The sequence below is a fragment of the Kribbella sp. NPDC023972 genome, from assembly GCF_040639075.1.
In the GTDB taxonomy this organism is placed as follows: Bacteria; Actinomycetota; Actinomycetes; order Propionibacteriales; family Kribbellaceae; genus Kribbella.
In genome coordinates this window covers 21326-39205 of record NZ_JBEZZH010000008.1, presented here as the reverse complement: position 1 = coordinate 39205, position 17880 = coordinate 21326, and the positions used below count along the sequence as shown (strand labels likewise).

Genomic DNA, 17880 nt, shown 5'->3' with positions numbered 1-17880 from the left:
TCGACGGCTATCCGGCTCGGTAGAGGGAGCCGCCGCCCGAGATGGCGATCGTCGCCGCCCGGCCGCCGACGTTGAGGTTGACGATGAACGTGGTGCCGGACTGCCGGGTGGAGTAGGTGACCGACCCGGTGGCGCGCACGGGAACGACGAACGACAGGATCGACGCCGTCTTGCCGGACCGAGCCAGCATCACGGTCGGGGCGGACCTGCGGACGTAGCTGCTGGGGTAGTACCAGCCCTGGATCGGGTTCGTCTGGGCCTGCTTGACCAGAGTCGCACCGGCGGGCAACACCTGCTTGAACGGGACCTGGAACAAGACCGTCTTGGTCGAGTCACCCGGCGCCATCGCCACCGCGGTGGTTCGGGAGTAGACGGTCGCCCGCTGATCCGGCGGCAGATGCCACAGTGTCTGGAACGCCTGTGCGGTCGTCGCCGACGCGCGGTCCCAGGTGACGATCAGGTCCGGGTCCTTCAGCACCAGGACCGAGCGGACGCGGCTGATTCCACTCCCCGGCGCATCGGTGAACTGATACGACTCGGCGTTCGCCTTCACCGACCAGGCGGTCAGCCTTGTCACCGGGTTCAGGGCCTTCGCCAGCGGCGTCGTCATCCCGCTGTGGGCCGAAGGACTGACGACCCAGGTGCGCCATACACCGGCCGAGTACGCCGCGTACCCGCCGTCGATGACGATGTCCCGGCCGCGGGCCGTGTAGGTGATGCTGGTGTGGTCGAAGTGCCCATGGAACGCCCGCGCGGGTCCGAACCTGATGCTGTACGTCGACTCGCCCGCGAAACCTCTGGTGGGATCGGTACCCCAGCCAGTGCGGCCGAACGCGTAGCCGGCCGAGTAGATCCCGACCCGCCACGGCGGCGCCGTACCCTTCGTACCAAGGGAGCCGGCGTACTCCATCGGCGTTCCGGGCCACGGGTACGTCGACTGGAGCTCGGTGTCACCGAGTTGATGCAACTTGCCGAGCGAGTTCGTCGCCAGGGCCAGCCACTTGCCCAGCAACGCTCGGCGGGTCGCCATCGTCGTACCGGGGTCGACACCGCCGTTCTTCAGTACGGCGATGGCACGGCCCCAGAGCGAGTAGTTGAATGCCGCGTACCCGGTCGACTGTTCGTTGGTCGAGCCCTGCGCATCGATCGATGTGGTGATCGCGGCCGCCAGTCGCTGCTGGGCGAGGTTCTTGTAGTCGGTCCGGTTCAGCGTGACGCCGACTCCGAACAGGGCGATACTCTCGTCGGTGCCGTGGTTCCAGGCGCCGCTCCAGTTGTACGTGAGGAATCTCGCGTGACTCAGCAGCGCGGCATCCACCCAGGCATACCGCGTCGGCAAGGTCGTTGTCTGGAGCCCCGAAAGAATGGCCTGCCGCAGGCAGATCAGCACGTTCGTCCGGTGCATCGTCGACTCCCAGGCACCGACGTTGCCCTTCCATGAGTACGGGTTGTCGCGGTTCCAGTCATAGGCGATCGTGTTGACTCGCGTCAGCGCGGTCAGGTCGCCCTTGCCCGCGGCAACGATGCCCTGGCCGAGCCAGCGCAGCGAGTGCAACCACATGTACCAGCTGGCGTTCTTGTACGGATTCGCCAACCAGTTGATGTTTCCACCGCCGTTGCCGACCTTGTACGGCGCGTACGGCCCCCACGTGAAGGTGTCCTTGTACAGGTTCGCCAATGGGTTCGTCCGCTCGATCCCGCTGAAGCCCGGACACGCATAGAAGGGTGCCGCCAGCGTTTGGACCTGGTTCGTCCCGACATCGGTGGCCGGCGGCGCAGTCGCGGGTACGACGTTGCTGGCGCCAGGCACGAACTGTGCCTCGTCCGGCCCCTCCGGCGCCGGCACGATCAGGATGCCCGGCAGGGCCGCCAGCGTTCGAGTTTCTCCTTTCGCCACACCGGCGCCCAGCACCAGTACGGCGATTCCGACGGCCACACCGGCCGTGCGCTTCAATCGCATGAGTTGTCCTTCCCCCAGGTCGCCGAACCGCGGCGACGCCATCGAGGCTCGGGACGCGATCACTCACCCGAGCCGACGGTCCGCGACCAGGACAGGGTGTCCCCGCCCCTGGTCAGCTCTGGACAGGACGCAATGGCCCGGCCGGGCGGTCGGCTGTGCCGACCCCGTGCTCGGACAGTGCCGCTGGGCCTGCCATGTGCCTGTTGCCGTCGGCAAGCACGCGTGCTTCCGCGGGGGCGGACCGCTCACCGTCGAAGAACGTCTCGACCTGAGGCTCAAGCCGAGCGCGAATGCTGACGTTCCGTCACCAAGTCTGCCACCCCCGTAACAATCCCCCCACAGGACATGATGCACCCAAGTCGCCACATTGCGTCTACCAATCGGAATAAAGTTTGGAGCCGCTCCGATCCACCAGCGCGAGCAATTCGGCCTAGCGGTCAAAGGCGGGTACGAAAAGGTGCCCCGGGCAATGAAAGTCTTCGTCGGCAACTGCGGAGGCGACTCGCTCGACTGGGATCACCCCAGACCCCCATTGACACAAACGGCCGGCAACGGCTGCCGGGACTTTCGGCCCGGCACAGACAGGCCGAAAGTCCCGCAGAACCGGGGAACGATGCCCTTGCCCCAAGCTGCCCTGATGACGGAGAGTGGAATGCTGGCGGGGTTGATCGGCCGCCGGCACCGAAAGTTCACGGGGGAGATCGAAATGGCACAGCAGCCTGCCCGGCCCAGCCGGCGGCAGATCATGGTCGCCGGCGCCGCCACCATGGCCGCGGCTACGGTGGGGGGAACCCAGGTCGCGTACGCCGCCGGCTACGGCTACGGCTCCGGCGACTTGGGCAACTGGCAAATCTCCAGCAAGGCAATCGCCTCCGAGTCGACCATCAAGTACGTGCTGGCGCGTGACGGCGTGTTCATGTTCGGCGACAGCATCTCCATCCAGGACGGCAGAGCCCTGGCCACCCGGCTCGCGGGCCGCACCGGCGACCCCCTGGCCGTGAACAACTGGTCCGGCCGGCCAACCCAGCCGACCGTCGACGCACTCGCCCAATGGGCCACCCTGTACGGCCTGCCACGCCGGATCCTGATGGCGATCGGCAGCAACGACATCTTCACGCCACCCGTGTTCGCCGCACAGGCCGACCGCACCATGGACATCGTCGGCCCGAACCGGACCGTCATCTGGGTCAACATCCAGGTCGCTCGAACCACCCGACCGGCCGCTGTTCAACTGGCCGACCAACGCAACAGCGCCTGGATCAACCTCCAGCTATCCGACGCACAAAGGCGCCACCCGAACCTGCGCATCGTCCGCTGGGCCGAATACCTCGCCGCCAAACCAGGCCGGCTCACGTGGTACCTGCGCGACGGCGTCCACACCTCCGTCCCAGCCGGCCAAGACGCCCGCAACGAACTCATCGTCCAAGGCCTCACCACCGCGAAGTAGCCCTGGGCTCTGCGGCAGGTGCGCTTTCCGGAAGATAACCGTCAGCCGGTGACAGTGATCTTCCGGAAGGGTGGTCAGAGGTCGACGAGGTCGAGGAGTTGGCCCAGTTCTTTGTGGTCGAGCTCGCGGAGGTCGCCGGTGTGGAGGTTGCCGCGGCGGACCGGGCCGATGGCGGTGCGGGTGAGGCGTTTGACCGGGTGGCCGACCGCGTCGAACATGCGGCGGACGATGCGGTTGCGGCCCTCGTGCAGGCTGATCTGGATCAAGGTGCGGCCGCGGATGCTGGAGATGACCTTGACCGTGTCCGCCTGGGCCGGGCCGTCGTCCAGCTCAATGCCGTCGAGGAGGCTGCGCAGGACCGCCGGTTTCACGTTGCCGTCGACTTCGGCGACGTACGTCTTGGAGACCTCGTACGACGGGTGCGTGAGCCGGTGCGCGAACTCACCGTGGTTGGTGAGCAGCAGCAGGCCCTCCGTGTCGGTGTCGAGGCGGCCGATGTGGAAGAGGCGCTCGGGGCGGTCCTGGACGTAGTCCGCGATGCACGGGCGGCCCTGCGGGTCGGCCATCGTGGTGACGACGCCGCGGGGTTTGTTGAGGACCAGGTACACGTGCGCGCTGGTCGGCGGGATGCGCTCACCGTCGACCCGGATCACCGACACCGCCGGGTCCACCCGCATCCCGAACTCGGTCACCACCGTGCCGTCCACCTCGACCCGGCCCTGCTCGATCAGGATCTCGGCAGTCCGCCGGCTGGCCACCCCCGCCTGGGCCAGTACCTTCTGCAGCCGAATCCCTTCCTGCTCACCCATCCCGTCCACGATCCCCCACCTGAGAGCCCTGCAGCTCAGATTCGTCGGCCTCGCCCTCGAAGCCGCTCACCTCGTCGGCGATTGCTTCGTCGGCGCTCACCTCGTCGGCGGGCTCGATCTCCTGGGACGGGTCGAGGTCGCCTGGTTCGTGCTCGACGTCGAGCTCGACCGGCTCGTCCGTGGCCAGGTCACCGTCGATGCCGGGTCCGTCCTCGGCCGCCCTGGCCGGTTGCTCGGACGGCTCCTCGGTGGGCTCGCTGTCGGCGGCCGGTTCTTGCTCAGGGGTCTCGGCCTCGGCTGCCGGAGCCTGCTCGGAACCCTCGGCTGCCTCGGGGGTGGCGGGTGGAAGGGTTTGGGCGGCTAGTTCATCCTCGATGTCGTCCATGTCGGGGAGGTACGGCGCGAGTTCGGGGAGGTCGTCGAGGGACTGCATGCCCATGCGTTCGAGAAAGTACGACGTGGTGCGGTACAGCGTCGCCTGGGACTCCGTGTCGGCACCGGCCTCTTCGACGAGACCGCGGGCGACGAGCGTGCGCATCACGCCGTCGACGTTCACGCCACGGATCGCGGAGACCCGGGCCCGGCTGACCGGCTGCTTGTACGCGACCACCGCGAGCGTCTCCAGCGCCGCCTGCGTGAGCCGCGCCTGCTGCCCGTCGAGCACGAACCTCTCCACGTACGGCGCTGCCTCCGGGCGCGTGTAGTAACGCCAGCCCCCGCCCACCTCACGCAGGTCGAACCCACGCCCCTGCTCGGCGTACTCCGCGGCCAGCGTCTCCAGCGCCGCCGACACGTCTCCGGTCGGCCGACCGACCGCGCGGGCCAGCGTCAGTACCGGCAACGGCTCGTCCGTCACCATCAGAATCGCCTCGAGCGCGCGCCGCATCGTGTCGTCGTCGATGACGACCTCGTCCCCCACCGGCACCGCGGTCTGCCCCGGCGGCAGGTGGTCCTCATCCCCGGGTACGTCGTCGCGCTCCGAGTCCAAGCCGGAATCGGCGGAGTCGTCGGCCGTCGAGTCGCCCTCGCCTGACCCGACGAGCTCGTCGGCGGCGGGGGCTGGTTCTTCGGCACCGGAGTCGACGAAGCTAGCTACCTCGGGCTCCGGGGTGTCGGCCGCGTCCGCGCTCAGCTCAGACGTGGGGTCCGGGGTGGGGTGGTCGGTCACTGGTTCACCGTCTCGTCGGGTGCTTCGGAGGGGTGGGCGGCCTCGGGGGTGTCGTCTTCGGTCAAGCTCTCGCCGGGTTCGAGGAAGTCGATGTCGTCGGAGACCTCCGGCGCCTCACCCTCCTCGGATCCGGGCCCACTCACCTCGTCGAACTCGTCGCTGACGTCGATCTCGCCCTCGTCCGAGCCGGTCCACCGGATCGTGAGCTCGCCCAGCGGCGTCACCTGATCGAACGCTACCGCCCCCTCCCGGAACAGCTCCAGCAGGGCCAGGAACCGGCACACCGTCGTCACCGTGTCCGGCGAGTCCGCCACCAGCGCGCGGAACGTCGTACTGCGCTGCCGTCGCAACCGGTCCACGATCACCACGGCCTGTTCCCGCACCGTCACCTGGGAACCGTGCAGGTGGGTCAGCGACACACCTTCGGGTACGTCGGTCTTCGGCGCCAGCGCCCGCGCCGCCAACGCGGCCAGCCCGGCCGGATCGATCCCCAGCAGCACCTCGGGCAGCAACTCCGCGAACCGCGGCTCCATCCCCACGGCCCGCGGGAAGCGCCGGCCCTCCAGCGCCATCCGCTCCTGCATCAGCGCCGCGATCTGCTTGAACGCGCGGTACTGCAGCAGCCGCGCGAACAGCAGGTCCCGCGCCTCCAGCAGGGCCAGGTCCTCGGAGTCCTCGACCTCACCCTTCGGCAGCAACCGGGCCGCCTTCAGGTCCAGCAGGGTCGCCGCGATCAGCAGGAACTCCGATGTCTGGTCCAGATCCCACTCCGACCCGAGGGCCTTGATGTGGGCGATGAAGTCGTCGGTGATCACCGACAGCGCGATCTCGGTGATGTCCAGCTTGTGCTTGCTGATCAGCTGCAGCAGCAGGTCGAACGGGCCCTCGAAGTTCACCAGGTGAACACTGAAGCCCTTGCCCTCGGCAACAGTCGGTACGGCGTCAGCCGACGAGATGCCCAAGGGCAGCGAATCGGACACCGTCACTCCGACGCCTTGAGCCGCCGTACCAGCACCGAGTCCGGCCCGTGGTCGACGAAGTCGGCCAGCAGGACGTCGATCGCCTCGCGGACGATCCGGCCACGGTCGGCGGTCAGGCCGTGCTCGGCTCGCAGCGCGAGTCTGGTCTGTTCCAAACCGAGTAGCTCCTCCTCCGTCACGTACACGGTGATCTTCGTGTCGTGCCGGATCCGACCGCTGGACTTGCGGTCGTCGACGACGGCCGTGCGCGACCGCACAGAGGCGGCCGGCGGTCCGTCAGTGGTGGTGCGCTTCTCGGGTCTGGTCTGCTTCGGTGCCGCACCCCCGAAGAGTTCACTGGCACCTGGCAGGCTCACCCGGCGGGACAACGCGCCAGCACCTCCTTGGCAAGGTCGCGGTACTGGGTAGCCGCTTGGGACGAGGGGGCGTACGTCGTGATCGGTTCGCCGACGACCGTGGTCTCGGGGAACTTGACGGTACGCCGGATGACGGTGTGGAAAACGCGTTCGTCGAAGGCCTGGACGACGCGGTCGAGCACTTCGCGGGCGTGCGTCGTACGCCCGTCGAACATGGTGCCGAGGATGCCGACGATCTCGAGCTTGGGGTTCAGCCGGTCCTGCACCTTGCCGATCGTGTCGGTCAGCATCGCCAGCCCGCGCAGCGCGAAGAACTCGCACTCCAGGGGTACGACGATGCCGTGGGACGCGGTCAGCGCGTTCACGGTGAGCAGGCCGAGCGACGGCGCGCAGTCGATCAGGATGACGTCGTAGTTCGGGATGATCGGCTCGAGCACGCGCTGCAGGGTGTACTCGCGGGCGACCTCCTGGACCAGTTGCACCTCGGCCGCGGACAGGTCGATGTTGGCCGGCAGCAGGTCGAGATTGGGCACCCTGGTCGGCTGGATCACCTCGTCCGGGGTGATGTCGCGCTGCATCAGCAGGTTGTAGACCGAGAGCTCGAGGTCGTGGGGCTGCACGCCGAGCCCGATCGAGGCCGATCCCTGCGGGTCGAAGTCGATCAGCAGCACCTTGCGGCCGGTCTCGGCGATCGCCGCGCCGAGGTTGATCGTGGTGGTGGTCTTGCCGACGCCACCCTTCTGGTTGCACATCGCGATCACCTGCGCCGGACCCGTCTTGGTCGGCGGCTGCGGCTCCGGCAGGTCGGGGACCGGACGACCGGTCGGCCCGATCTTGTTCCGCGGGCCGTGCGCATCATTCACAGGTGCGATGTCCTCCGCGGTCAGCTTGGCCGTCGGCCGGGGCATCTCCGCATAGTTCTCGGGTGGGATCAGGCTCCGCTGCGGCTGGGACTGCGGTGGCGCAGCAGGCTGGGTGACCGTCGGCGCGATCGGTTGGGCCGGCGACGGGAACTGCTCGGTGCCCGGGAATGTCGACTCGTTCATGACTCGTCAAACCTTTCAACCGATACGGGCGATCCCAGCGACTGTAAGCGTGCATTCAAGCACTCTCAACCAGCCACTCCGCACCGGGGTGGGGTGGTTTGTCGACAAAGCTCCGAACCCGGCCGATCACCGTCTCCGAGTAACCGACCGTAACCAGATGATCGCACACCGTCCCTGAAGTCCGCGCATCAGGCCCTACCGTTTCACGAGCCTGTCACCCGACGCCAACAAGCCACGCCGATCAGCCGCCGCCTCCATCCGCGCCCGCCCGCGTGAGCGATGGATGGAACCGACTCAATACTCTGCTCACCATGCAGCCGGCAGACGATCGTTTCCTGAACCTGATCACCGACCAGCTGGCCGCCCTGCCGAGGGTGGACGCGGTAGCACTCGGTGGCTCCCGCGCCGCCGGAACGCACCGGCCGGACAGCGACTGGGACTTCGCGATCTATTACCGCGGGGCCTTCTCCCCGGACAGCCTGCGGGCTCTCGGCTGGCCCGGTGAGGTGTCCGAGCTCGGCGGCTGGGGCGGGGGCGTGTTCAACGGCGGTGGCTGGCTCGAGGTCGAGGGCCGCCGGGTCGACGTGCACTACCGCGACCTGGACGACGTGGAGCACCACCTGGCCGAGGCTCAGGAGGGGCGTTTCCACATCGAGCGGCTGTTGTTCCACCTGGCCGGGATCCCGAGCTACATCGTGGTGGCGGAACTGGCCGGCAATCGGGTCCTGCACGGGACGCTGCCGCGCCCTGTGTTCCCCGAGAAGCTGAAGGAGTCCGCACGGGCACGCTGGTGGGGTGAAGCGGAGCTCACACTCGGCTATGCGCGCACGGCGTACGCCGAACCCGGACTGCTGACCGAGACCCTCGGCGCAGTCGCCACTGCGACCTGTATGGCGGCTCACGCGATCTTGGCCGGGCGGGGCGAGTGGGTGACCAACGAGAAGCGCCTGGTCGACCGAGCCGGCCTGCGCGGGATCGAGGGCATCCTGTCCGGCCGCCAGGCTCCACAGGTACTCGAGGAGGCTACGGCGTACCTGCGCAGCGCCGTCGAGTCAGGAGGAGAGCGCTCTGGGATGTGAGGTCGCGTAGACCTCGCGGAGCTTGTCGACAGTGACCAAGGTGTAGACCTGCGTCGTGGTCACCGAGGCGTGCCCCAGAAGCTCCTGCACTACGCGTACGTCGGCGCCGCCGTCCAGGAGGTGAGTGGCGAAGGAGTGCCGGAGTGTGTGCGGCGAGATCTCCTTGGCGATCCCGGCTCGCTGGGCAGCCCGTCGCAGTACGGTCCAGGCGCTCTGCCGCGACAACCGGCCTCCCCGCGCGTTCAGGAACAACGCCGGCGTGCCACGCCCTCGCCGGACCAGATCCGGCCGCCCACGGACTTGGTACGCCGACAGAGCCTCGCGGGCGTAGGACCCGACAGGGACGACCCGCTCTTTGCTGCCCTTGCCTCGCAGCAGGACCGCACCCGCGTCGAGATCGATGTCGTCGACGTCCAGCCCGACAGCCTCGGAGATCCGGGCACCGGTTCCGTAGAGGAATTCGAGCAGGGCGGCATCGCGCGTGGCGAGGACCGCGGGTTCGGCCTCGGCACCCGCGGCCGCGGTGAGGATGCGGGTGACCTCGTCGACGGAGAGTGCCTTGGGCAACCGTTGCGGCGGCGCCGGCGGCTTGACCGCGGCCGCCGGGTCCACCGCGGTCAGGCCTTCTCGCAGGCAGAAGCGATGAAACCCTCGTACGGCGACCACAGTCCGGCCGGCCGACGACGCGGTGAGTGGCGGGTGGTCCGCGTCGCCCTCACGCAACCGCATCAGGAAGTCGCTCACGACGGCCTCGGTGATCCGGCCGAGGTCGTCGATGCCGGCGGCCACCAAATAGCCGTCGTACCGGCGCAGGTCACGCCGGTACGACGCCAGGGTGTTCGGGGCCAGGCCGCGCTCCACCGTGAGGTGGTCCAGGTACGCGCCAACCGCTCGGGCGATGCTCAGACCAGCACCTCGTCGAGCTTCAGCTGACCCAGGTCATGGGCCTCGGCAATGGGTCCGTAGGTGACGTGACCTTCGTGGGTGTTGAGGCCGAGGGCGAGGCTGTGGTCCTGCTTCATCGCCTCTCGCCAGCCGAGGTTCGCCAGCTCGATTGCGTACGGCAACGTCACGTTGGTGAGTGCGTACGTCGACGTGTTCGGCACCGCGCCGGGCATGTTCGCGACGCAGTAGAACAACGAGTTGTGGACCTGGTACACCGGGTCGGCGTGGGTGGTCGGGTACGAGTCCTCGAAGCAGCCGCCCTGGTCGATGGCGATGTCGCAGAGCACACTGCCCGGCTTCATCCGCCGGACCATGTCGTTGGTGACCACCTTCGGGGCCTTTGCCCCAGGCACCAGGATCGCGCCGATCACCAGGTCCGCCTCGAGCACCGCGCGCTCGATCTCGTACGAGTTCGCGGCGATCGTCAGCAGGTGGCCCTGATAGATCCGGTCGGCCTCGCGGAGGCGCTGGATGTTGCGGTCGAACAGCTGCACCTGGGACTGCATGCCGAGCGCGATCGCGGCTGCGTTCATCCCGGCGACGCCCGCGCCGATGATCACGACCCGGGCCGGGTGCACGCCGGAGACGCCGCCCATCAGCACGCCGCGGCCGCCGCCGCTGCGCATCAGGTGATAGGCACCCGCCTGCGGTGCGAGCCGGCCGGCCACCTCGCTCATCGGAGCCAGCAGCGGTAGCGAACCATCCGAAAGCTGAACCGTTTCGTAGGCGATACCGGTGATACCGGACTTCAGCAGCGCGTCGGTGCACTCGCTGCTCGCGGCCAGGTGCAGGTAGGTGAACAGGACCTGGTCCCGCCGCATCCGGTGGTACTCCTCGGCCACCGGCTCCTTCACCTTGAGCACCAGCTCCGCGTCCGCCCAGACGTCGTCCGCGGCCGGCACGATCCGTGCCCCCGCCGCGACGAACTCGTCATCGGGGATCAGTGATCCGGTCCCCGCGCCCTGCTCGATCAGAACCTCGTGCCCGTAGCGCACGAACTCGTGCACACCGGAGGGGGTGATCGCCACCCGGTACTCGTGGTTCTTGACTTCCTTAGGTACTCCGACCTTCACAACTTGCCCTTCTTTCACATTCCAGGGTGTGCGGCCCACGTCGTTGTGTCCGCGGCCCGGCGGTGAGGGGTTGTGCTGCCAGGTCGCTGCCGAGTGTAAGCCCGCAAGGTTCATACCACCTGATCGGATGGTCCTATTCGCATGCGACTCGCGGAACCGTTGCCCGGCGGTTCGGTTACACTCCTATATGACGCCGTGGCGCCCCGTGACGTTCACACCGGAAATCCCTTGCCCGGCAGGCTTTGCGCAATCTTGACGCAATCTCAATCCCTCCCCTTCACGCCAGTTCTGCACTCCCCAGAAGAGCAGACAGGTGTTCTCTTCGGTACCCGTCATCAAAACGCTTACGGAAGGTTCTGACATGGACGATGAGATCGCTCTCCACGGCGGTAACGTCGGCGGCGCGGTCCGGGTCGGCGACACGGTCCGCCGTGCCACCGGCCCGTGGACGCCGGCCGTTCATGGACTGCTCAACTACCTCGCCGCCGCCGGACTGCCCGGCATTCCGCGGGTGCTCGGTTTCGACGACCAGGGCCGCGAGATCCTCGACTACCTCCCTGGTACGGCGTACGGCCCCGACGTACCCGACGACGTACTCGCGGACGCGATGCGCTGGCTGGCCGAGTACCACCGCGTCGTGGCGACGTACCGGCCCGCCGGTGAGATCGTGTGGCGGACCAGTCGCGGCGAACTCACTGCCGACCAGATCATCTGCATGCACGACTATGGGTACTACAACTGGATCGGCACCGAGGCCGGGTTCAGCGGCGTGATCGACTGGGACATGGCCGGGCCTGGCCTCCCGCTCGACGACATCGCGTTCGCCGCCTGGAACACCGCTCCCCTCGCGGTGCCGATGGATCCGGCGTACCAGGCCGCCCGGCTCCGGCTGATGGCTTCGGCGTACGGCGGGACCGTCACCGCACTGCAGATCCTCGAGGGCGCACCCATCCGCGCCCAGCGAAGCGCGCGAGTGATCCGGGCGGGACAGGAAGCCGGAGACGCCGGCATGCTCAACCTGGCCACGGTCGGTGAGCCTGAGCGCACCGAACGACGGTTGACGGACCTGCAACGCCGCATCCCGGAGATCGCGCGCCACCTTTGACGTGACAGCCATCATTGACTGCCCCTCCACCACGTCAGGGATGCTTCTCGGAGAGGAATGGAGCCCGCCCGCTCCGGGTTGCAGCCTGAGAACGGTTCGACGAAGGGAGTACGCGTGGCGATGGACATCGGACGCTTCGGGGTCTGGCACGGGCCGCAGCACTGGGGTCCGGAACTGGCGGCGGGACTGGAGCAGGCCGGGTACGGCGCGCTCTGGCTGGGCGCCTCACCGGATGCCGGCCTGCGCGCTGTGGAAGTGTTGCTGGCGTCAACGAATTCTGTTGCCGTCGGCACCAGCATTGTGAACATGTGGAAATCCCCCGCGGCCGACGTGGCCGCGTCGTACCACCGGCTGGAGGACGAGCACCCGGGCCGGTTCCTGCTCGGCGTCGGCATCGGCCACCCGGAGCGCACCGGCGAGTACAAGTCGCCGTACGAGACGATCGTCAGCTATCTGGACGAGCTGGACGACGCCAAGGTGCCGGTCGATCGGCGGGCGCTGGCGGCGCTCGGCCCGAAGGTGCTGCAGGTCGCCGGCAGACGCACTGCCGGAGCGCTCCCCTACCTGACCACGCCCGAGCACACCCGTGAGGCCAGACGGACCCTCGGCGGCGGGGTCCTGCTCGCGCCGGAGCAGAAGGTGGTGCTCGAGACCGACGACGAGATCGCGCGCACGACGGCCCGCGACTACCTGGCGTCGTACCTGCAGTTGAGCAACTACCGGTCGAATCTGAAGCGTCTCGGGTTCACCGACGCCGACCTGGACGACGGCGGCAGCGACCGGCTGATCGACGCGCTCGTCCTGCACGGCACGGCGGTGGAGATCGCGGAAGGCCTGAAGGCCCACCTCGAGGCCGGTGCGGACCATGTCGCGGTCCAGCAACTCGGGCGGGAGGGGATCGACCTGCTGCCCGGGTACGAGGCGTTGGCAACCGTTCTCCAGTAGGGCTGACGGGACCGTCCGGCGGGGCGCCTGTTCGCTCTTGACGACCGCCCGAAGCCGTGGAACATCAGCAGTAGACGCACCTCATTCGGGGTGCGTGCACTGGAGGTGTTCCCCATGACTGAGCGACACGAGTTGCGGTGGGGCGGCCTGGCCGGGCTGGCCTTCGTCGTCCTGGCACTCCTGGGCAGGTTCCTGCCCGGCAACCCGCCGACCGTCGCCGAGTCGGACAGTGCCATCACGACCTGGCTCACCGACAACCGCGGGATGATCCTGACCAGCGCGCTGATGTGGGCCGCGGCGGCCGGGCTGGTGATCTGGTTCGCGTCCGCGTTCGCCGAAGCGATGCGGGAGCGGGACGAGCGCAGCGACGTTCACCTGGCACTGCTGGCCGGCTCGGTGCTGGTGGGTGGTGCGATCTTCGTGAACGCGGCCCTCACCGCCGCGACCGCGTTCGGCATCGACGGCCGGGACGCGGGCTTGACCATGATGATGTACGAGGTGACCGCGGTGATGACCACGATGATCGGCTTCGCGGCCGCGTTGCCGCTGGCCGCGGCCGGGATCGGCGTACTGCGCACTCGCCTGATGCCGAACTGGCTCGGATACCTGGCGCTGCTGGCCGCGGTGGTGTCGTTCGCCGGCGCGTTCGGCGTGTTCGCCACCTCCGGCAACTGGGTGGCCGGTGGCTTCCTGATGACCGGCATCCCGTTGCTGGTGTCGGCGGTGTGGATCGTCTGCGCGAGCGGTTACATGGTCCGCGAGCACCTACCGGAGGTGACAGCGGGCGAGTCGATCGTTCCGCAGACCTGAGCTATGGATATTCCGCCGGGACGGCATGTCTCTGCCCCGTCCCGGCGGGCCTCTCAGCGCATCGTGAAGTCCGCGAAGTCGAAGCCCGGCGACACAATGCACGACACCAGCACCGGCTGATCTCCGGCCGGGCGCGCCGCCTGCCAAGCCCCGGCCGGTACGACGACCTGCGGCCGCTCCCCCGCGGCGACATCCGGGCCGAGCGTCACCGCCTCCTCGCCGTACTCGAGGGTCAACGGACCACCCGAGTGCCACAACCAGACCTCAGCCGAACGCACCCGATGCGACCGCGACTCCTCTCCCGGCGCCAGCAAGAAGTAGATCGCCGTCGCACTGGCCCGCGTTCCGTCGTACCCCTCAGGCGCGATCTCGACCTCCGACCGCCACGTCTCCCGGTACCACCCACCCTCAGGATGCGGCTCCAACCCCAGCAACCCCGCCAACTCAGGCTTCTCCATGAAATGCATTGTCGGATGCGGGTGGGTTCGGCAGACTGCGCGGCATGAGTGAACTGCCGTCTGAGTACCACCGTCGGTTGCCGTACGGCGAGCGGATGTCGGCTGAAGGGCTCATGGGGCAGCGGTTCTTCCCGTTCGAGGGGGACGTGCGGGTGGTGCCGCTGGACGAGCCGGTGTTGCCTGAACCGCCTCGCGGTGGCGCACCGGGTGGTTCGCCGTGTGTCACCTGCTCCGATCTGGACAAGTTCGTGATCTGGCGAGACGAGCAGTGGCAGCTGAAGGCGGGGTTCGAGCCGAATGGATTGCCGTTCGTCGCGGTGCTCGAGCCGCGGGAGCACTACCGGCTCGACAACCTGCCGCCGGAGCTGACCGCGACCCTCGGCCCGATCATCCAGCGGGTGGCCAGCGCGATCCGCACGATCGACGGCGTCGGCCGCACCCACTTCAACCGCTGGGGCGACGGCTCCGAACACTTCCATGTGTGGTTCCTCGCCCGCCCCCTGGGCATGATGCAACTCCGCGGCGCCATGATCGCCGCCTGGGACGAACTACTCCCCCAGGTCCCCGAGGCCGAGTTCAACGCCAACGCCCGGACGGTCGCCGCCGCCCTCAGCGAAGGCGGCGGCGAGGCGGTCGGCTGATTACCGGGAGCCCAGGGAGCGGGCGATCAGGATGTCGGTCTTGAGGTGGGGTGGGCCGTCTACTGGGGCAGGGTTTTCAGGGGTGGGGGTGACGCCGCCGGCGGCGACCTTGTCCAGGACCTTCAGACCGAGGCGGTCCACAGTGCCGAAGACGGTGTAGTCGGGGCGCAGCCGGGAGTCGGCGAAGACCAGGAAGAACTGGCTGCCGTTGGTGTTCGGTCCGGCGTTGGCCATCGCCAGGGTGCCGCGGGCGTAGACCTTCCGGGTGCCGGTCGTGTCGCCAGGCCAGTTGGGCAGGTCGGTCGGGAGCTCGTCCTTGTAGGAGTAGCCGGGGCCGCGTTCGCCGGTGCCGGTCGGGTCGCCGCACTGCAGGACCTTGAGGGTCGGGTACAGCGTGAGCCGATGACACGTGGTGAAGTCGTAGAAGCGGCTCTTGGCGAGGTGCAGGAAGCTCTGCACGGTGCACGGCGCCTTGGCCCGGTCCAGCGACAGCAGCATCGGCCCTTGGTTGGTGGCGACCACGACCCGCACGATGCCCTTGGACGGCGTGGGGTCGGGGTCCGGCGGCAGCGAGACCGGTCGCGGGGACGGGTCCTCGGGTGTCGCGGTGTATCCGCACGGACCGTTGGTGGTCACCGGCGCGGCTGACGCCGTGCCGGGGGCGGTCAGCAGGCCGGCAACGGTCAAGCTGGCTAGAGCAAGGACGCGGGTGGCTCTCATCGTTGAGATCTCCTTCAGGGGCGGGCGGGATCAGCCGGTGGCCAGCGTGAAGACCCGCAGGTCGCGGTTCTTCGGCAGCGTCACGCTAACCGGTGTCCCGCCCGCCGGGAAGACGTACGGCGCCGCAAAACGCTACGGCCGCCAACAGGGCGAGGCCGCCGCAGACGGCCAGCGTCACCCGCGTGCCGGCCAGCTCGATCAGGCCGCCGGCGAGTACTCCGGACACCAGCGATCCAGCGGTCGCGGAGTTCGAGAACAACGCCGCACCGGCACCACTCGCCGGGGCGAGCACCGCCTGGAAGTGCTGGATCCCGGCTGTGCCGATCACCGCGATCGCCGTCCCCCGGGCGAGCTGACCGATCAAGAGAAGGACCAGGCCCTGGGCCGGCACGATCAGGAGGAAGTAGACGACGAACAGTCCGATGCCGATCAGGATCAGCAGCCGACGATGCAGGCGGGGCAGCAACCAGACCAGCGCAAGTGCCGCGACGATCTCCACCACGGCGCAGGCGCTGAACAGTACGCCGACCGCGCTGCCGCTCCGGTGCAGCTCATCGGTGACGAACAGCGGCAGGGCGACGGACCCGGCGAACATCGCTGTGTGCACGAGCATCATGCTTGCCGCGAGCAACACAATGGCCGATCGGCCGACGGAGCCATCCGCGGCCGGCTTCCCGCCAGGCGGTACGTCGGGACGGGGGCCTGGCCGGGGGACGACGAAAACCGCAGCGACGGTCAGGAGCAGTGCGACCGCGGACGCACGGAACAGTCCGTCGTACCCGCTCGTCGCCAAGACCCAGGCGCCGAGCAACGGACCGATCGCCCATGCCAGCGACCAGCCGGATCGCAGCAGGGGAGCCGCTCGTTGCTTGAACCGGCCGATGAACCTGACATCGGCCAGCGCGAACACCTGCGGATACCCGGCTCCGGAAACACCCAGCAGGCTGAGCGCGAGCAGAATCAGTACCGCGAAGTCGCTGACACCCGGCAGCAGCCCGAACCCGATCGCGCCGGCGCCGGCGGCGATCGCGGTCCAGCGCCGCCCCGGTGAGCGGTCGAACGCCCGGCCGAAGAGCGCGCTGAACACGAGCCCGCCCAGCGCGACCGCGGACATGAACACGCCCGTCCGCAACGGCGACAACCCGGCTTCCTCGGACGCGAACAGGACCAGATAGGTCCCGGTCATCGAGTCGGCACAGCCGAGCAGCACCACCACTGCCACCATCGGCACCAACGACCGTCGACCGTCCACCTGTTTCACCGTAGGACGATCCACCGACAGTCCTGAGGCGCCGGCAGGAGCTGATGCTGCTCTTCAGCGGCTGAGGCTACCTGCCCGACGCGGGGCCGGGGCCCGACTTGCCGGTTGACTTGCTTGCTGTACCGCGATGTGCGGGAGCCGCGCCTTGGTCCTGGGTGATTGCCGATTCGGTAGTCGCCGTCCGCATCGAGAGGTGCCGCATGATGTCCTTGGCGATCACGACAGTCTCCTGGACCTTGGCGAACGTCGCGTCCACGCCCTTGAGGATCTCGAGACGCGCCCCGTTTCCGCCCGTCGGCAGTTGAGACACCTGGTGGAACCCCTCGCGCAGGTCCCGGGCCACCCTGTCCCGCAGCTCCTCCGGCACCGGGTGGTCGGAGTTCAAACCCTTTGCCAGCGCAGCCTCGGCCACTCGGTCGAAAATCTCTGCTCTCGGCATCTTGAGCAACTCGTGAGCAGCGTCGGGGACACGCTGGCTGGTCGAATTCGCGTAGTTGCCGACCAGGGCCAGCCCTGCTGCCCGGGCGGCCGGATCCTGGGTTGGTGCGTCGACGCCGAGGGCGGCGTCGTCGATCGCGGCACTCGCGGGGCCGCCAGGATACGGCCCCACGACGCCGTGGGTTGTCATCGCGACGAGACGGGCCCCGTTCAAGCGTGAGTAGGCCTCCCGCACGGCGCGGTCCTCGAACGGCGTGTCGTGCACCGCCTCCGGACCCTCGAGACGCCTGATCAACGCCGTGGTGGTGACGATGTGAAGCGCTCCTTGGAACGCCCGTCGATTCTCGTCACTCACGTAGCCCTCCCGCATCGCCCGTTCGAGCGGATCGGCGACAAGGCCTTGGTCGAAGTAGAGATTGCCTTCAGCATCCACCGCCCCCGGCTCGACACCGCCGGTCACCATGAAGGTCTCCGTGGTGTTGGCACCCCGCATCGGAAGCTTTTCCTGCCAGTCGAGCACGTTTCCGACAAGCCGATTGATCACCGTCAGTGCGCCGGGAGGCATGGGCTGCTGCGTGCTCATAGGACAGAGTTCCTTCCGCTGGCCAATGTTCGGACCCTCGCGGGGACACTATCGAG

18 protein-coding genes are annotated in these 17880 nt (G+C 68.4%); 6 read left to right on the top strand and 12 right to left on the bottom strand.

Going from position 1 to position 17880, the window contains the following annotated elements; all coding sequences use genetic code 11:
* Nucleotides 1-7: 7 nt before the first annotated feature.
* The gene (locus tag AB0F43_RS28435) at nucleotides 8-1960 is read right to left on the bottom strand and encodes a heparinase II/III family protein (RefSeq protein WP_360483314.1); all 1953 of its coding nucleotides are present in this window, start codon (nucleotides 1958-1960) and stop codon (nucleotides 8-10) included.
* 706 nt (nucleotides 1961-2666) lie between these two features.
* Here AB0F43_RS28435 and AB0F43_RS28430 point away from each other — a divergent pair.
* Nucleotides 2667-3407, top strand: a complete 741-nt coding sequence (locus tag AB0F43_RS28430; RefSeq protein WP_360483312.1) for a hypothetical protein — start codon at nucleotides 2667-2669, stop codon at nucleotides 3405-3407.
* Nucleotides 3408-3481: 74 nt separating this feature from the next.
* Here AB0F43_RS28430 and AB0F43_RS28425 read toward each other — a convergent pair whose 3' ends face one another.
* From AB0F43_RS28425 to AB0F43_RS28405, 5 genes are read right to left on the bottom strand one after another with little or no spacing between them, the layout of a single operon-like run.
* A complete protein-coding gene (locus AB0F43_RS28425) occupies nucleotides 3482-4216 on the bottom strand; it encodes a pseudouridine synthase (protein ID WP_360483309.1) in 735 nt (244 codons plus the stop codon).
* Nucleotides 4209-5384 (bottom strand): SMC-Scp complex subunit ScpB, encoded by a 1176-nt coding sequence (gene scpB / locus AB0F43_RS28420; RefSeq protein WP_360483306.1) that lies wholly within the window; start codon nucleotides 5382-5384, stop codon nucleotides 4209-4211. The genes AB0F43_RS28425 and scpB overlap by 8 nt, the downstream gene beginning before the upstream one ends.
* On the bottom strand, nucleotides 5381-6340 hold the full coding sequence (locus AB0F43_RS28415) for a segregation/condensation protein A (protein ID WP_360483947.1): 960 nt from the start codon (nucleotides 6338-6340) through the stop codon (nucleotides 5381-5383). Before AB0F43_RS28415 ends, scpB begins: the two co-directional genes overlap by 4 nt.
* A 26-nt stretch (nucleotides 6341-6366) precedes the next feature.
* Nucleotides 6367-6732, bottom strand: a complete 366-nt coding sequence (locus tag AB0F43_RS28410; protein ID WP_360483302.1) for a hypothetical protein — start codon at nucleotides 6730-6732, stop codon at nucleotides 6367-6369.
* Nucleotides 6717-7628 (bottom strand): ParA family protein, encoded by a 912-nt coding sequence (locus tag AB0F43_RS28405; RefSeq protein ID WP_360483944.1) that lies wholly within the window; start codon nucleotides 7626-7628, stop codon nucleotides 6717-6719. The genes AB0F43_RS28410 and AB0F43_RS28405 overlap by 16 nt, the downstream gene beginning before the upstream one ends.
* Nucleotides 7629-8077: 449 nt before the next feature.
* On the opposite strand from AB0F43_RS28405, the gene AB0F43_RS28400 reads away from it, so the two are divergent.
* Nucleotides 8078-8845 carry a nucleotidyltransferase domain-containing protein gene (locus AB0F43_RS28400; protein ID WP_360483299.1) on the top strand — a complete coding sequence of 256 codons (768 nt, stop codon included), beginning with the start codon at nucleotides 8078-8080 and terminating at the stop codon, nucleotides 8843-8845.
* On the opposite strand, the gene xerD is transcribed toward AB0F43_RS28400, so the two are convergent.
* Entirely contained in the window at nucleotides 8819-9751 is a 933-nt protein-coding gene (gene xerD / locus AB0F43_RS28395; RefSeq protein WP_360483942.1) for a site-specific tyrosine recombinase XerD, read from the bottom strand. The two genes, AB0F43_RS28400 and xerD, sit on opposite strands and share 27 nt — an antisense overlap.
* The gene (gene ald, locus AB0F43_RS28390; RefSeq protein ID WP_360483296.1) at nucleotides 9748-10863 is read right to left on the bottom strand and encodes an alanine dehydrogenase; all 1116 of its coding nucleotides are present in this window, start codon (nucleotides 10861-10863) and stop codon (nucleotides 9748-9750) included. The genes xerD and ald overlap by 4 nt, the downstream gene beginning before the upstream one ends.
* Before the next feature lie 361 nt (nucleotides 10864-11224).
* On the opposite strand from ald, the gene AB0F43_RS28385 reads away from it, so the two are divergent.
* The 3 genes from AB0F43_RS28385 to AB0F43_RS28375 all read left to right on the top strand — a co-directional run bounded on the left by AB0F43_RS28385 (nucleotide 11225) and on the right by AB0F43_RS28375 (nucleotide 13723).
* Entirely contained in the window at nucleotides 11225-11968 is a 744-nt protein-coding gene (locus tag AB0F43_RS28385) for a phosphotransferase (RefSeq protein WP_360483293.1), read from the top strand.
* A gap of 120 nt (nucleotides 11969-12088) precedes the next feature.
* Nucleotides 12089-12913, top strand: a complete 825-nt coding sequence (locus tag AB0F43_RS28380; protein ID WP_360483939.1) for an LLM class F420-dependent oxidoreductase — start codon at nucleotides 12089-12091, stop codon at nucleotides 12911-12913.
* Nucleotides 12914-13027: 114 nt separating this feature from the next.
* Nucleotides 13028-13723 (top strand): DUF4386 family protein, encoded by a 696-nt coding sequence (locus tag AB0F43_RS28375; protein WP_360483290.1) that lies wholly within the window; start codon nucleotides 13028-13030, stop codon nucleotides 13721-13723.
* A gap of 53 nt (nucleotides 13724-13776) precedes the next feature.
* On the opposite strand, the gene AB0F43_RS28370 is transcribed toward AB0F43_RS28375, so the two are convergent.
* The gene (locus tag AB0F43_RS28370) at nucleotides 13777-14181 is read right to left on the bottom strand and encodes a cupin domain-containing protein (RefSeq protein WP_360483287.1); all 405 of its coding nucleotides are present in this window, start codon (nucleotides 14179-14181) and stop codon (nucleotides 13777-13779) included.
* A 44-nt stretch (nucleotides 14182-14225) separates the two neighbouring features.
* Between AB0F43_RS28370 and AB0F43_RS28365 the strand changes: the two genes are divergently transcribed.
* Nucleotides 14226-14822, top strand: a complete 597-nt coding sequence (locus AB0F43_RS28365) for a hypothetical protein (RefSeq protein ID WP_360483284.1) — start codon at nucleotides 14226-14228, stop codon at nucleotides 14820-14822.
* On the opposite strand, the gene AB0F43_RS28360 is transcribed toward AB0F43_RS28365, so the two are convergent.
* The 3 genes from AB0F43_RS28360 to AB0F43_RS28350 form a co-directional block, all read right to left on the bottom strand.
* The gene (locus AB0F43_RS28360) at nucleotides 14823-15542 is read right to left on the bottom strand and encodes a peptidylprolyl isomerase (protein ID WP_360483281.1); all 720 of its coding nucleotides are present in this window, start codon (nucleotides 15540-15542) and stop codon (nucleotides 14823-14825) included.
* Nucleotides 15543-15627: 85 nt separating this feature from the next.
* Nucleotides 15628-16794 (bottom strand): MFS transporter, encoded by a 1167-nt coding sequence (locus AB0F43_RS28355; protein WP_360483278.1) that lies wholly within the window; start codon nucleotides 16792-16794, stop codon nucleotides 15628-15630.
* A 76-nt stretch (nucleotides 16795-16870) separates the two neighbouring features.
* Nucleotides 16871-17824 carry a hypothetical protein gene (locus AB0F43_RS28350; protein ID WP_360483275.1) on the bottom strand — a complete coding sequence of 318 codons (954 nt, stop codon included), beginning with the start codon at nucleotides 17822-17824 and terminating at the stop codon, nucleotides 16871-16873.
* Nucleotides 17825-17880: the final 56 nt, after the last annotated feature.

Coding starts and splice junctions, on each gene's coding strand:
- AB0F43_RS28405 (WP_360483944.1), bottom strand. CDS start 7,628: ATGCCCCGGCCGACGGCCAAGCTGACCGCGGAGGACATCGCACCTGTG.
- AB0F43_RS28370 (WP_360483287.1), bottom strand. CDS start 14,181: ATGGAGAAGCCTGAGTTGGCGGGGTTGCTGGGGTTGGAGCCGCATCCT.
- AB0F43_RS28350 (WP_360483275.1), bottom strand. CDS start 17,824: ATGAGCACGCAGCAGCCCATGCCTCCCGGCGCACTGACGGTGATCAAT.
- AB0F43_RS28375 (WP_360483290.1), top strand. CDS start 13,028: ATGACTGAGCGACACGAGTTGCGGTGGGGCGGCCTGGCCGGGCTGGCC.
- AB0F43_RS28430 (WP_360483312.1), top strand. CDS start 2,667: ATGGCACAGCAGCCTGCCCGGCCCAGCCGGCGGCAGATCATGGTCGCC.
- AB0F43_RS28385 (WP_360483293.1), top strand. CDS start 11,225: ATGGACGATGAGATCGCTCTCCACGGCGGTAACGTCGGCGGCGCGGTC.
- AB0F43_RS28365 (WP_360483284.1), top strand. CDS start 14,226: ATGAGTGAACTGCCGTCTGAGTACCACCGTCGGTTGCCGTACGGCGAG.
- AB0F43_RS28400 (WP_360483299.1), top strand. CDS start 8,078: ATGCAGCCGGCAGACGATCGTTTCCTGAACCTGATCACCGACCAGCTG.
- AB0F43_RS28380 (WP_360483939.1), top strand. CDS start 12,089: ATGGACATCGGACGCTTCGGGGTCTGGCACGGGCCGCAGCACTGGGGT.
- AB0F43_RS28360 (WP_360483281.1), bottom strand. CDS start 15,542: ATGAGAGCCACCCGCGTCCTTGCTCTAGCCAGCTTGACCGTTGCCGGC.
- AB0F43_RS28425 (WP_360483309.1), bottom strand. CDS start 4,216: ATGGGTGAGCAGGAAGGGATTCGGCTGCAGAAGGTACTGGCCCAGGCG.
- AB0F43_RS28435 (WP_360483314.1), bottom strand. CDS start 1,960: ATGCGATTGAAGCGCACGGCCGGTGTGGCCGTCGGAATCGCCGTACTG.